The organism is Bacterioplanoides pacificum (assembly GCF_042648445.1).
GTDB lineage: Bacteria > Pseudomonadota > Gammaproteobacteria > Pseudomonadales > Oceanobacteraceae > Bacterioplanoides > Bacterioplanoides pacificum.
Genome location: NZ_JBHRYB010000005.1, coordinates 660,890 through 674,935, shown reverse-complemented (window position 1 = coordinate 674,935; position 14,046 = coordinate 660,890). Strand labels below are relative to the sequence as shown.

Genomic DNA, 14,046 nt, shown 5'->3' with positions numbered 1-14,046 from the left:
GGCGAAGCCGGTTCCGCTATGCCGGAACTGCTTCTGCCACCTCTACAACAACTTCTCCGTTTTCAACCACAATTTCAACATCACCACCCTGCCCGGCTAACTCGCCAAACAGAATTTTCTCAGCCAATGGTTTTTTAATCTTATCCTGCACCAGACGATGCATCGGGCGAGCTCCCATTTTTTCGTCATAACCGTGCTCACCCAACCAGCGCTTAGCCGCTTCAGACACATTCAGCGTGACCCGCTTTTCATCCAGCTGTCCTTGCAGCTCAGCGATAAACTTATCCACGACATGCAGAATGGTATCTTTCGCCAGCGGCGCAAACTGAATCACAGCATCGAGGCGGTTGCGAAACTCCGGCGTGAAAACCTTTTTCAGCTCTTCAGCACCATCACTGCTGTGATCCTGAGCGGTAAAGCCGATACTGGCACGGCTCATCTGTTGCGCCCCTGCATTGGTAGTCATAATCAGGATAACGTTACGAAAATCTGTTTTACGACCGTTGTTATCGGTCAGCGTGCCATGATCCATCACCTGCAGCAGAATGTTAAAGACCTCCGGATGAGCTTTCTCGATTTCATCCAGCAACAGGACACAGTGAGGGTTCTTATTAACCGCTTCCGTCAACAGCCCTCCCTGGTCATAACCCACATACCCGGGCGGCGCACCAATCAGACGGGAAACCGTATGACGCTCCATATATTCCGACATATCGAAACGCACCAGCTCCATTCCCATCACAGATGCCAGTTGCTTTGACACTTCCGTTTTACCCACCCCGGTAGGGCCAGCAAACAGGAATGAACCAATGGGTTTTTCCGGCGCGTTCAGACCGGCACGGGACATTTTTACCGCAGTGGACAAGGTCTGAATGGCTTCATCCTGACCAAATACCACCATCGACAACTTGTCTTCCAGCTTGAACAGCAACTCTTTATCGGAAGCTGATACTGATTTTGGCGGAATACGGGCAATGGCAGCAACAACCTGCTCAACTTCCGGTACACCAATGACTTTTTTACGCTTACTAGCCGGCAATAAATGCTGCTGCGCACCCACCTCGTCAATAACGTCAATGGCCTTATCCGGCTGATTACGATCATTGATGTAACGATCCGCCAACTCTGCCGCGGCCTTCAGCGCCTTATCAGTATAACGAATGCCGTGGTGTTCTTCGAAACGGGATTTAAGCCCTTTAAGGATCTTATAGGTGTCCTCAACGGATGGCTCAGCGACGTCAATTTTCTGGAAACGACGCGTAAGAGCGCTGTCTTTCTCAAAGATGCCGCGAAATTCTGTAAAGGTGGTCGAGCCAATGCAACGAACTTCACCAGAGCTCAGCAAAGGCTTCAGCAGATTACTGGCATCCATCACACCACCAGAAGCGGCGCCGGCACCAATAATAGTATGAATTTCATCAATAAACAGAATGCCATGCGGCTGCTTTTTCAATTCGGCCAGCAGGGCCTTGAAGCGTTTCTCAAAATCGCCGCGGTATTTAGTACCCGCCAGCAGCGCCCCCATATCCAGACTGTAAACCACCGCATCCTGAATAACCTCAGGAACGTCCTGATCAACGATACGCTTGGCCAATCCTTCAATAATGGCTGTTTTACCAACCCCGGAATCACCCACCAGAAGCGGGTTGTTTTTGCGCCGCCGGGCGAGAATCTGAACCAGGCGCCCCACTTCAAAATCGCGACCGATTAACGGATCGATTTTGCCGTCTTTGGCCATTTTATTCAGGTTGGTGGCGTAACCTTCCAGCGCGCTTTTGTCGTTACTGTTACTTTCTTCATCATGATGCTCACCCAGCTGATCATGATCTTCTTCCGGGCCAGACACCTTAGAGATCCCGTGAGAAATGTAGTTGACTACGTCTATGCGGGCGATGTTCTGCTGCTTAAGGAAATACACCGCCTGGCTTTCTTGCTCACTGAAGATGGCAACCAGAACATTCGCACCAGTCACCTCGGATTTGCCGGATGACTGCACATGAAACACAGCCCGCTGCAACACGCGCTGAAACCCCAGGGTTGGCTGAGTTTCCCGCTCCCCATCCGTCTCCGGAATCAAAGGCGTCGTAGAATCGACAAACTCAAGCAAATCTTTACGCAGGCGCAACACATCAGCACCGCAGGCTTCCAGCACCCGGGCAGCGGCTTCATTATCCAGCAACGCCAACAACAGGTGTTCTACCGTCATAAATTCATGACGTTTTGAGCGAGCTTCCTTGAACGCTTCATTCAGTGTTTGCTCCAGCTCTCGGTTCAGCATGTCGCCTCCTCAGCGTTAGTCTTCGACCGGTGCGATTTCACACATCAACGGGTGATTACAGTCTCTAGCATATTGATTCACTAAAGCGGCTTTAGTTTCAGCAATATCGCGTGTATAAATCGCACAAACCGCACTGCCTTTAGTATGCACCGTCAGCATAATTTGTGTTGCTTCCTCTGAGTCTTTACTGAAGAAGCTCTGCAACACCTCCACCACAAATTCCATCGGCGTGTAGTCATCATTCATCATGATGACACTGTACATCGAAGGCCGCTTCAGCTCAGGCTTTGCCGCCTCCAGCGCCAGCCCGCCTTCGTCGCCGCAATCCGGTTCATCATGATTTGAGTTTAGTTGAGATTCAGAAATATGGTGCATGAGGGATTGTTTAGTCGCAGAAAATTTATATGATACCTTTCCTATATGGGTGCTCCAAGCCGATAAACAAGCGTTGTAGTACAGCTTTGTAAACTTGACGAGCCAAAAAGCGCCGCGTAGTGTTATCGACAAGCGCCAGGACGGTGAAGAAGACGACCTTCTGGCAATGCTCGCCCCGGTTAATAAGACTCGATAAGGAGGTTCAGTATGAAAACAGGGACAGTTAAATGGTTTAATAACGCCAAGGGTTATGGGTTTATTCTTGCAGACGACAGCAATGAAGATCTGTTCGCTCACTACTCCACCATTCAGATGGACGGCTACCGCACATTAAAAGCAGGACAAGCCGTTCAGTTTGACACCAAACCCAGCGACAAAGGCACACACGCCATCAATATACGTGCGCTTGATGCCAATGGTCTGCCACTGGAATCACCTCAGGAGCTTGAACAGGCCTGAGCCAGCCGACAAACATCGGCCATAAAGAACAGCCATAAAAAAACCGCCATACGGCGGTTTTTTTATGGCTTATCTGACTAGCAGCGGATATCCGCAACCAGCTGATTCAGCGTCGCACTCGGACGCATCACCTTAACTGCCAATTCGGGATCAGGACGGTAATACCCACCAATATCGACAGCATGCCCCTGTACCGCCGACAATTCACTGATAACCTTATCTTCATTATCAGCAAAGGCTTTTGCAACCGGTACAAAACAGTCACGCAATGCCGGATCTTCATCCTGAGCTGCCAGCGCTTCTGCCCAGTACATGGCCAGATAAAAATGACTACCGCGGTTATCCAGATCACCCACTTTACGTTTTGGAGATTTGTTATTGTCCAGCAGCTTACCAGTCGCTTTATCCAGCGCTTTGGCTAATACGTCGGCACGCTTATTGCCAGTTACCTGAGACAAATGCTCCAGCGATGCAGCCAGTGCCATAAACTCACCCAGCGAGTCCCAGCGTAGGTAATCTTCTTCAAGCAGCTGTTGCACATGTTTTGGTGCAGAACCGCCAGCGCCGGTTTCAAACAGGCCGCCACCGTTCATCAGTGGCACGATGGACAGCATCTTGGCACTGGTGCCGAGCTCCATGATCGGGAACAGGTCGGTCAGATAGTCGCGCAATACGTTGCCCGTCACTGAGATGGTATCCTGACCATTTTTAATGCGCTCCAGCGAGAAGCGGGTGGCCTCTTCCGGCGACATAATGCGGATATCCAGACCATCGGTATCGTGCTGTGGCAGATACTGTTCAACCTTGGCAATCAACTGAGCATCGTGTGCCCGATTCTTATCCAACCAGAAGACAGCTGGCGTACCGGTGAGGCGTGCACGGTTGACGGCGAGTTTAACCCAGTCCTGAATCGGTGCATCTTTTGCTTGGCACATGCGCCAGATGTCACCCTGCTCAACAGCGTGCTCCAGTAACACATTACCTGCCGCATCAACCACCGACATTTTGCCATCTGCCGGCACCTCAAAGGTTTTGTCGTGCGAACCATACTCTTCGGCTTTTTGCGCCATCAGACCCACATTAGGCACTGTACCCATGGTTGTAGGATCAAACGCACCATGCTCTTTACAGAAATTAATGGTCTCCTGATACACGCCTGCGTAACAACGATCAGGGATGATCGCCTTGGTATCCGCCATGCCACCGTCGGCTGTCCACGCCTTACCGGAGTTACGAATCAGCGCCGGCATAGAAGCATCAACAATCACATCGTTTGGAACATGCAGATTGGTAATTCCCTTGTCGGAATCCACCATGCCAATCGCCGGCTGTTCAGCCATGATTTTATCAATCTTGGCCTTAATCGCCTGCTGCTTATCTTCTGGCAAACGATCCATTTTATTCAGCACATCACCAAAGCCATTGTTCGGATTGATACTGACACTGGCGAAATCTTCAGCAAACTCTTCGTATAACTCATGGAAAAACACCTCCACCGCATGGCCGAAGATGATCGGGTCAGACACCTTCATCATGGTGGCTTTCAGGTGTAACGACAGCAGAACATCCTGCTCTTTACATTCTTCAATCTGCGCTGCCAGGAATTCGCGCAGAGCTTTGCGACTCATCACAGAGGCATCAATCACCTCGCCCGACAACAGTCCCAGGTTATCTTTCAGGATCTGCTGCTGACCGCTTGCATCTTCAAAACGAATCTGAACCTGAGTGGCATCCGCCAGCGTGACGGATTTTTCACTGCCGTAAAAATCGCCATGATCCATATGAGCCACATGGGTCTTGGAATCTTTCGACCATTCCCCCATGGTGTGCGGATTTTTGCGCACATACTCTTTCACCGCACTCGGGGCGCGACGGTCTGAATTACCTTCACGTAATACCGGGTTAACGGCACTTCCTTTTACCTTGTCATACAGGGCTTTGATTTTTACTTCTTCGTCGTTTTTCGGCTCATCCGGATATTTCGGGAAATCGTACCCCTTAGCCCGCAACTCTTTCAGAGCGGCCTTCAGCTGAGGGATGGAAGCACTGATGTTGGGCAGTTTGATAATATTGGCTTCCGGTTGCTGAGCCAGTTCTCCGAGCTCCGCCAGGGCATCATCAATACGCTGATCTTCTTTCAGATACTCTGCCATCGTGGCAATCAGGCGACCTGACAAAGAAATATCGCGCGTTTCCACTTCAATGCCGGCCGGCTTGGTGAACGCCTGAATGATAGGTAATAAAGAATAGGTCGCCAGAGCTGGCGCCTCGTCGGTATCTGTGTAAATAATTTTCGGTGTTTGTGTCGACATCTTTACTCCTATAGCATTTCGCTGTTTGCTGTATCGCATGGGCACAATTGGCCGCTTACTTGTGGTAAACGGTTTTACTGCTGGCCCGACGGACCCCACTGAGGGTAAAACGGGTGGGTAAACCTGTGATGTATAGGCAAAAGTAACCCCATCTTTGGTTGTCCGGGCGCTAATTTGTAGTTTTTCTACAAAAAATGCAAGCTAGACAAAAGAATAAGTAGTTTTCTTACAGACCTATGGCCACCCTAATCCTTCTGAATAAACCGTTTAATGTCTTGTCGCAGTTTAGTGACTCTGACGGACGCTGCACACTAAAGTCCTGTATTACTCATACCAAGGTGTACCCTGCCGGGCGCCTGGATTACGATTCTGAAGGCCTGCTATTACTTACAGATGACGGCCAGCTGCAGGCGCAGATTGCCAACCCCCGCTTTAAAATGGAGAAAACTTACTGGGTGCAGGTAGAAGGCCAGCCCAGCGAAGCAGACCTCGACGCCTTACGCCGGGGGGTTCAGTTAAAAGACGGCCCGACCCGACCCGCTAAAATACGCCTTATTCCGGAACCTGACCTCTGGCCCCGCAACCCACCGATCCGTCAGCGCAACAATGATATCACCAGCTGGCTGGAAATCCGCATCAGTGAAGGCCGCAACCGCCAGGTACGCAGAATGACCGCCCACATCGGCTATCCGACATTACGACTGATCCGGGCAGCTATCGGAGAATGGCAACTGGAGACACTGCAACCAGGAGAAAGCAAGACCCTGACCATTCACATGCCAGCCTCAACGGCAAAACCGGGCAGCAATGGCGGACGCAAATCCAACCCGACGGATAAACGAGTCCGCAGTCAGCGACAAGGCAAGGGGAAGCGCCAGCCTCGCTGATTGTCGTCACTGACAGACTCCGGTAGACTGCCGCCCCTTTTTAATTGTCATTGCCACAGGTTGTTTTATGTCTGATCGCTGGACACCCCATGCCACCGTCGCCACTGTTGTAGAGCAGGATGGTCGTTTTCTGATGGTAGAGGAAATCAGCTCCGGCCAGACGGTTATCAATCAGCCCGCCGGTCATGTCGAAGCCGGAGAAACCTTACAGCAAGCCGCCATCCGCGAAAGCGCGGAAGAAACCGGCTGGCAGGTAGAGCCACTGGCATTATTGGGTCTGTACACCTACACCGCACCGGCCAACGGCGTGACCTACCACCGCTATTGCTTTATTGCCCGCGCGCTCAAACAAATCCCCGACGCCCCACTGGATGATGGTATTATCGGGCCGCGCTGGATGACCATAGAGGAGCTGCGACAGTGCCAAAACCTGCGCTCCAGCATGGTACTGACCTGCGTTGAAGACTACCTGTCAGGCAAGTCGTTTCCGCTGACGGTGATTACCGAACACCCTTGAATTCCGGTAACAGCACAACCATCTAGTTTTTTATTCAATCATTACAGAAGCACACGCAATGACCCAGTTAGCTGACCTTAACCCAGCCTCAACCAAAGTCATCGTTGGCATGTCCGGCGGTGTTGATTCATCCGTATCAGCCTATCTGTTGTTACAACAGGGGTATCAGGTAGAAGGCCTGTTTATGAAAAACTGGGATGAAGACGATGGCACCGAATATTGCACCGCCAAAGACGACCTGGCCGACGCCCAGCAAGTCTGCGATACGCTTGGCATCAAATTACACCAGGCCAACTTTGCCGCTGAATACTGGGACAATGTATTTGAACACTTCCTCGAGGAGTACAAGGCCGGCCGCACCCCCAACCCGGACATTCTGTGTAACCGCGAAATTAAGTTCAAAGCCTTTCTGGACTACGCCAAAATCCTCGGGGCCGATCTGATTGCCACCGGCCACTATGTACGCCGTCAGGACCGTGAGAATGGCACCCTGCTGCTTAAAGGGCTGGATAACAACAAAGACCAGAGCTATTTCCTGCACGCCGTTGGTGGTGATGAAATTGCACAGACCCTGTTCCCGGTGGGTGAACTGGAAAAACCGGAAGTACGGCGCATCGCTGAAGAAAACAACCTGGTAACGCACAACAAAAAAGACTCCACCGGTATCTGTTTTATCGGCGAGCGCCGTTTTAAAGACTTTCTGCAGCAATACCTGCCTGCTCAGCCTGGCCGCATAGAAACCGAAGACGGTGTCGACATCGGCGAACACCAGGGATTGATGTATCACACACTGGGACAGCGCCAGGGACTGGGGATTGGCGGGCTGACCGGCTTTTCTGAAGAACCCTGGTTTGTCGCCGGCAAAGACCTGCAGCGTAACGTTCTGATTGCAGTTCAGGGGAAAAATCACCCGTTGTTATTTAAAGACTGGCTGACCAGCAGTGAAATTTACTGGGTTAACGGAGAGCCTCAGCTACCACTGCGCTGCAAAGCCAAGGTACGCTACCGTCAAGCCGATCAGGACTGCATCATCCATAAAACCGACCAGGGTTATTGGGTTGAATTTGATCAGCCGCAGCGCGCAGTCACTCCTGGCCAGTCGCTGGTGTTGTACGAAGGCGAAGTGTGCCTCGGCGGTGGCGTTATTGAACACACCGGCAACGGGACGAACGACCGATGAAAGAGCGTAACTACTCAGCCATGACCCGCAACTACGAGCAGGCTACCGCACTGGCCGCGGTATTCCAGGTGGCCACATTGGTCGAACAGCTGGCGCGCAGCGGTGACATTCCGGAAGAAACCTCCCGGCCACTGCTGGAAAGCCTGTTTGTTCAGGATCCAAAGCATTTTCACGATATCTATGGCGATGCCAGCACCCGCCTGACCATTGGCCTGAAGCAGCTGCGGAACGTTGCGGGCAGCAATCCCCAGGGCATCAGCCCGGATATCACCCGTTATGCACTCAGCCTGTTACATCTGGAGAAAAAATTGAGTAAATCTCCCGATATGCTCGCCACCCTGGGGCGCGGAATTCACGACGCCGAACGCCAGGCGGAACACTTTGGTATCGCTCACGAAAATACCGTTGCCTCACTGGCGGGAATTTATAAACAAACCCTGAGTAACCTCAGCTTCCGTATCCGGGTAACCGGCAATCCGGCTTATTTGCAAACCAACCATACCGCTAACCGGGTACGCACCCTGTTATTGGCAGGCATCCGCGCCGCCATGTTATGGCGCCAGGTCGGTGGCAAACGCTGGCATTTACTGGTCAATCGTAAACGTTACCTGAAAGCCTGCGATCAGTTATTAACGGGTGATGTAAACCGATGACAGCCATCAACCGCACATTCAGCACCGCCCCGATGATGGACTGGAGCGACCGGCATTGCCGTGCCTTTTGGCGTCAGTTAAGTAAAAACGCCCTGCTGTACACCGAGATGGTAACCACCGGCGCGCTGATTCATGGCCAGCGAGAACGCTTCCTGCAATACAACGACTGCGAACACCCAATTGCATTGCAACTGGGCGGTTCAGACCCGCAACAACTGGCCCAGTGCGCCGCCCTGGCCGAGCAGTGGGGCTACGATGAGGTCAATCTGAACGTCGGCTGCCCCAGCGACCGGGTGCAGAACAATATGATTGGCGCCTGCCTGATGGCACACCCTCAATTAGTGGCCGACTGCATCAAGGCGATGCAGGATGCCTGCGACATCGAAGTCACCATCAAACATCGTATTGGCATTGATGACCTCGACAGCTACGAGCACATGCGTGACTTTGTTGCCACGGTTGCCGCCACCGGCTGTCGCAGTTTTACCGTTCATGCACGCAAAGCCATATTGCAGGGGTTATCACCGAAAGAAAACCGCGACATCCCTCCCCTGCAATACGATCTGGTTTATCGCCTGAAGCAGGAATTCCCACAGCTGGAAATTATCATTAACGGCGGGATCAAAACCCACGAGGATTGCCAGCAACACCTGCAACATCTGGACGGCGTCATGCTGGGTCGTGAAGCGTACCAGAACCCGGCTGTTCTGATGGAGGTCGATCAGCGCTACTATACAGATACAGATACAGATACAGAGACAGCGCTGAATGGCACGTCAGGGGCCATCGTCGCCGGGGATTGCGCGACACAGTTGAGCAGCAAAGACAAACGCATTGCCGCTGTCAGGGCGTTTTACCCGTATATTGAGCAACAGCTGAGTCAGGGAGCAACCCTGAATTATATCACCCGGCATATGCTGGGATTATTTAACGGCCTGCCCGGAGCACGTCAGTTCCGCCGCCATCTGAGCGAACAGGCGTTTAAAAAGACATCTGGCATAGACGTGCTGGAGCAGGCACTGCAGCGGGTTGAATAACCCGCTGAAGCTCATGGCTTCTGCGCTTGCTGATAGTTCTGAGCATCATCATAGCCGCCGACATTCACTACCCGGCTGTATCCCTGCTGCTGCAGCTGCTCAAGAGCGAACGAGGCACGCCGGCCAGAACGGCAATAGAGCAGAATTTCGCTGTCTTTCGCCAACTCCAGCGCGGCAATATCCTTAGCGATACGGGTATGTGGAATATTAATGGCTCCATCCACATGACCGCTGCCAAACTCCGCCGGGGTACGGACATCAATCCAAACCACCTCTGATGCCATCGCGGCGAAACTCAGCAACATCCCTGCAAGCAGACCAAATAACTTCATGTTATTACTCCAAGTGTTTGTGATTTAACGTATTTTTAACCAAAGCTGGCGACCACTGCATTGACCTGCGCGGCCGCTTAAGCGACCCTAAGCATAGTTAATAAAACCTGGAAGCGGATTTTAGCATGAGCAAACTGGATGCCCTGAGAGAGATGACGGTTGTGGTTGCCGACAGCGGTGACATTGAAGCCATCAAACAACACCAGCCGGTGGATGCCACCACCAACCCTTCGTTAATCCTGAAAGCCGCCCAATTGCCGGCTTACCGATCACTGATCGATGAGGCCGTTCAATGGGCCGGGCAATGCAAAAACTCCGACAGCCTGGTCTCCAACGCCTGCGACAAACTGGCGGTCGCCATCGGCTGTGAAATTCTGACCATCATTCCCGGCGTAATCTCCACCGAAGTCGATGCACGCTTATCCTTTGATCGTGACGCCACGATCGCCAAAGCCCGCAAGCTGATCCAGATGTATCACGACGCGGGTGTCGACAAAGAACGCATCCTGATCAAAATTGCCGCCACTTGGGAAGGCATCCAGGCCGCCCGCTTACTGGAATCCGAAGGCATCCACTGCAATCTGACACTGCTATTCAGCTTCAGCCAGGCGGTTGCCTGTGCCGAAGCCGGGGTAACTCTGATCTCACCCTTTGTGGGCCGAATTCTCGATTGGTACAAAGCCGATCAGCCGGATCAGGACTTCAGTGACGACCAGGATCCGGGCGTACAATCAGTGACTGAAATCTACAACTATTACAAACAACACGGCTACAAAACGATTGTCATGGGTGCCAGCTTCCGCAATACCGGTGAAATTGAACAACTGGCCGGTTGCGACAAACTCACCATCAGCCCGGAACTGTTACAACAACTGGATAACGACGACGCGACGCTGCAGGCCCGCCTGCTCGCAACGCAGGCACAGTCACCACACCCGAAACACAGCGTCAGCGAAGCACAATTCCGCTGGGATCTTAATGAAAACCCGATGGCCAGTGAAAAACTGGCTGATGGTATCCGCCGCTTTGCCGCGGATCAGCGCAAACTGGAAGCTCTGGTCGGACAATTCGCCAATGCTGAATAAGCTACTCAAACTGTTTACTGAGCCTCAGCCACAACGTTCGGAGCACAGCCTGGCACTGGCTTCTGCGGTGCTGATGGCAGAAGTTATGCGCGCCGATCACGAGATCGACCAGCTTGAGCGTAATGCCATGAGTCAGGCATTGGTTGAGTCGCTGCAACTGCAGGAAGAAGAAGTCCGGGAACTGATGGATGAGGCAATTGCAGCAGCCGATATCGCCAACGACCTGCAGCAATTCACCCGGGTGATTCATGACCAGTGCGATGAGCAACAGAAATTTGTTGTGGTGTGTAATCTGTGGCGCATCGCCCTGGCCTCGGATGGCATCGACAAGTATGAAGAACACATCATCCGCCGGATTGCCGAGCTGCTGTACCTGCCGCACAGCGAGTTTATCCGTGCCAAGGCCGTAGCCAAAGCCGAACAATAAAGACACGCTTGTGATTACTGATCTGGTTGATACATTCAACACCCTTGCACAACAACTCCAGCAGCTGCGTCAGCACCTGCTGCAGACGCGCCCCGCTTGTTATTTTCCGCTCAATGATGCCGAATCCGGCAGCAGTGCTGATGAACTTGAAGCGGCCTGCGACCTGATCTGTGACCTTTGGTACCACAGCAACCAGGATGGCCGCGAAACCCGCTCCCGTCACGGCCTGATCCTGGCAGATCACACCACCATGACACTGATTGCAACGATTAACCGGCAGAAGCAATCCTTTCGTCAGGCGGTCAATCAGGAGAAGCAACAACTCGATCAACAGCAGTGGCGCGAACGCCACCGCCAGCTCGGGCGACTCGACGTCGACCTGCGTCAGCAGCTGCAATATGCCGGCTTGCAACGGGTTCATCTGAAGCAGTGTTATCGCCAGTTACCGTTACTGGCGCAACGGCCGCTCCGGGTCGGCTTCAGCTGGTATAACAACGGCCGCTCAATCCGTAAAATCTCTCACCAGCAAGCGCAGCAGCTGTTACTGGAACTGGGCGAAGAAAAGCCACACATTCAGGCTCAGCTGGCCACACTGGCGCAACTGAAAGCCAATACTCAGCTGGCGCAAATGCAGACTCTGGCGCCTATTATGCGGGCCAATCTGGTGTTTCAGGGGGAGCAGGATGAAGCCACAACCCGCAAAGCGATGAATGTCTCACTGCCCTTGTTTATCCCACAGCCAGAGACGGATGAAGAAGGTATGCAACAACTGCCGGTGTTTAATCAGGTGGGACTGACACCTCCGAACGGCAGGACCCGTCAGAGTCGAGAAGACAACCGCCTGTCAGCGGAAGCGATTTTGCCCAGCATCCGGGCTTACGGCTATCAGAACTGATCAGCCAACCATCTGACTGGCAGTCTGGGCCTCGCCCGCGGCGGCCGATAAATATTCGGCGATCTGCCGGTAAGCACCCTGGTTCAGATCGATAAAACGTACATCCATGCCACAGTTTTGCTGGGATACCCGGTGCACCGATTTCACCGTTGCCTCTCCGGTAACATTTCCGCCATCTGCGGCAGACAACTGCAGCTCGATATCAAAACGTACAAACCGGCCACCCTCATCACGAAAGTCATCGACCTGAGCAATCGGCAGCGCTACGGTGAATCCCAGCGGACTTAAATCGGTCACGGTGCCGCAAAACAGAACTCTGCCCCGCTGCGTTAACGTTATCCTCATGACTGATCACAACCCTATAGCAAGAAACAATCCGACCATAGCTGATCATCAGCGGAATGCCAAGCCGGTGCCGCCGGATCTGTGATTTGCGTCGCTGTGGATGTCAAAATGGCCGTCTTTGTTACCTTTTTATGCGTTTTCAGCAACCCCGGGCGTCTTTCCCGCAACCGCACAACCCAGTACAATTCCGGCCCTCACACAACAACGATAAAACGATAACATTCATGTCTCACTCCTCTCTGCTCCGTTTTTTATTACTGCTGGCCTCCGTCCTGCTCGCCGCCTGTTCCAGTAAGTTGCATCTGCCAACCTATCAACAGCCGACCGCCAGCCAGACCATCAGTGAAGATCAGCTGTCAATCCAATACCTCGGTGTCGGCGGCCATATACTGTCGTACAACGGCAGTAAAATCATGACCGCTCCATCGTTCAGTAATCCCCATTTTTTGCTGGCCGGTCCGTTCTTCCCGATGTCTGCTGATAAAGAAGCCATTGATACTTACATGCCGGCGGCAAAAGACGTCAGCATGATTCTGGTTGGCCATGCACACTACGATCATTTATTGGATGTGCCTTACGTGATGCAGCAGCACACGCCCGATGCTCATGTGTATGGCTCCGAGACCATGGCTCACACCCTGGCAGGCAGCATCGATAAACAGCGCATCCATGCGCTCAACGACAAAATGGGTGACGTCAACCAGCCGGGGGAATGGATTTATGGTCCGGACGGCAAGGTACGTATTATGGCGCTGAAATCGGCCCATGCGCCGCACATCATGGGCATCAAATTTATGGGTGGCCACTACGATGAAGATCAGCAAGATCTGCCGTGGCATGCCTTTGGCTGGAAGGAAGGTCAGACGCTGGCGTATATTATCGACTTCCTCAATGCAGATCAGAGCGTCGCTCACCGAATTTTTTATCAGGATGCGGCCAGTCAGGAACCCGCCGGCCTGGTACCACCACTGGCAGACGGCAAGGCCATTGATATTGCCATCCTCTGCCCGGCCTCATTTTCTCAGATTGATGATTATCCGGAATCCGTGATCCGCAACACTCAGGCCAAACATTTTATTCTGGGACACTGGGAAGACTTTTTTGCCAACGACCTGGAGGGCGAACAGCGGTTTGTACGCCTGACCGACCAGGACGAGTTTATTCAACGGCTGGAGGCGGCCAAGCCCGCCAACAGCACCTGGGTGTTGCCACAACTGTTCAGCACCCAATATTTTTCAGCTAACGGAGCACTGATTCAGTGAGC

15 protein-coding genes are annotated in these 14,046 nt (G+C 52.7%); 10 read left to right on the top strand and 5 right to left on the bottom strand.

Going from position 1 to position 14,046, the window contains the following annotated elements:
- Positions 1-16: 16 nt before the first annotated feature.
- A complete protein-coding gene (gene clpA / locus ACFOMG_RS07690; RefSeq protein WP_376865817.1) occupies positions 17-2,278 on the bottom strand; it encodes an ATP-dependent Clp protease ATP-binding subunit ClpA in 2,262 nt (753 codons plus the stop codon).
- Positions 2,279-2,293: 15 nt separating this feature from the next.
- Positions 2,294-2,653, bottom strand: a complete 360-nt coding sequence (clpS, locus tag ACFOMG_RS07685) for an ATP-dependent Clp protease adapter ClpS (protein WP_376865816.1) — start codon at positions 2,651-2,653, stop codon at positions 2,294-2,296.
- A gap of 207 nt (positions 2,654-2,860) precedes the next feature.
- Here clpS and cspD point away from each other — a divergent pair, with 207 nt between their 5' ends.
- Positions 2,861-3,112 carry a cold shock domain-containing protein CspD gene (gene cspD, locus ACFOMG_RS07680; RefSeq protein WP_376865815.1) on the top strand — a complete coding sequence of 84 codons (252 nt, stop codon included), beginning with the start codon at positions 2,861-2,863 and terminating at the stop codon, positions 3,110-3,112.
- A gap of 77 nt (positions 3,113-3,189) precedes the next feature.
- On the opposite strand, the gene ACFOMG_RS07675 is transcribed toward cspD, so the two are convergent.
- Positions 3,190-5,424: an NADP-dependent isocitrate dehydrogenase gene (locus tag ACFOMG_RS07675; RefSeq protein WP_376865814.1), complete on the bottom strand. Its 2,235-nt coding sequence runs from the start codon at positions 5,422-5,424 to the stop codon at positions 3,190-3,192.
- A gap of 236 nt (positions 5,425-5,660) precedes the next feature.
- Between ACFOMG_RS07675 and ACFOMG_RS07670 the strand changes: the two genes are divergently transcribed.
- From ACFOMG_RS07670 to dusA, 5 genes are all read left to right on the top strand, one after another.
- Complete coding sequence (locus ACFOMG_RS07670) at positions 5,661-6,311, top strand: pseudouridine synthase (protein WP_376865813.1); 651 nt, start codon at positions 5,661-5,663, stop codon at positions 6,309-6,311.
- A gap of 67 nt (positions 6,312-6,378) precedes the next feature.
- Positions 6,379-6,828: an NUDIX hydrolase gene (locus tag ACFOMG_RS07665; RefSeq protein ID WP_376865812.1), complete on the top strand. Its 450-nt coding sequence runs from the start codon at positions 6,379-6,381 to the stop codon at positions 6,826-6,828.
- A 58-nt stretch (positions 6,829-6,886) separates the two neighbouring features.
- On the top strand, positions 6,887-8,008 hold the full coding sequence (gene mnmA, locus ACFOMG_RS07660) for a tRNA 2-thiouridine(34) synthase MnmA (protein WP_376865811.1): 1,122 nt from the start codon (positions 6,887-6,889) through the stop codon (positions 8,006-8,008).
- The gene (hflD, locus tag ACFOMG_RS07655; RefSeq protein WP_376865810.1) at positions 8,005-8,661 is read left to right on the top strand and encodes a high frequency lysogenization protein HflD; all 657 of its coding nucleotides are present in this window, start codon (positions 8,005-8,007) and stop codon (positions 8,659-8,661) included. Before mnmA ends, hflD begins: the two co-directional genes overlap by 4 nt.
- On the top strand, positions 8,658-9,698 hold the full coding sequence (gene dusA, locus ACFOMG_RS07650) for a tRNA dihydrouridine(20/20a) synthase DusA (protein ID WP_376865809.1): 1,041 nt from the start codon (positions 8,658-8,660) through the stop codon (positions 9,696-9,698). Before hflD ends, dusA begins: the two co-directional genes overlap by 4 nt.
- Positions 9,699-9,709: 11 nt before the next feature.
- On the opposite strand, the gene ACFOMG_RS07645 is transcribed toward dusA, so the two are convergent.
- A complete protein-coding gene (locus tag ACFOMG_RS07645; RefSeq protein WP_376865808.1) occupies positions 9,710-10,030 on the bottom strand; it encodes a rhodanese-like domain-containing protein in 321 nt (106 codons plus the stop codon).
- 125 nt (positions 10,031-10,155) lie between these two features.
- Here ACFOMG_RS07645 and tal point away from each other — a divergent pair, with 125 nt between their 5' ends.
- The 3 genes from tal to ACFOMG_RS07630 are packed head-to-tail and all read left to right on the top strand — an operon-like array spanning position 10,156 to position 12,437.
- Complete coding sequence (tal, locus tag ACFOMG_RS07640) at positions 10,156-11,115, top strand: transaldolase (RefSeq protein ID WP_376865807.1); 960 nt, start codon at positions 10,156-10,158, stop codon at positions 11,113-11,115.
- Complete coding sequence (locus ACFOMG_RS07635) at positions 11,105-11,542, top strand: tellurite resistance TerB family protein (RefSeq protein WP_376865805.1); 438 nt, start codon at positions 11,105-11,107, stop codon at positions 11,540-11,542. The genes tal and ACFOMG_RS07635 overlap by 11 nt, the downstream gene beginning before the upstream one ends.
- Positions 11,543-11,552: 10 nt before the next feature.
- On the top strand, positions 11,553-12,437 hold the full coding sequence (locus tag ACFOMG_RS07630; RefSeq protein ID WP_376865803.1) for a DNA replication terminus site-binding protein: 885 nt from the start codon (positions 11,553-11,555) through the stop codon (positions 12,435-12,437).
- On the opposite strand, the gene ACFOMG_RS07625 is transcribed toward ACFOMG_RS07630, so the two are convergent.
- Positions 12,438-12,734, bottom strand: a complete 297-nt coding sequence (locus ACFOMG_RS07625; protein ID WP_376865802.1) for a hypothetical protein — start codon at positions 12,732-12,734, stop codon at positions 12,438-12,440.
- 272 nt (positions 12,735-13,006) lie between these two features.
- Here ACFOMG_RS07625 and ACFOMG_RS07620 point away from each other — a divergent pair, with 272 nt between their 5' ends.
- Positions 13,007-14,044, top strand: coding sequence for an MBL fold metallo-hydrolase (locus ACFOMG_RS07620; protein WP_376865800.1), 1,038 nt, complete (start codon positions 13,007-13,009; stop codon positions 14,042-14,044).
- Positions 14,045-14,046: the final 2 nt, after the last annotated feature.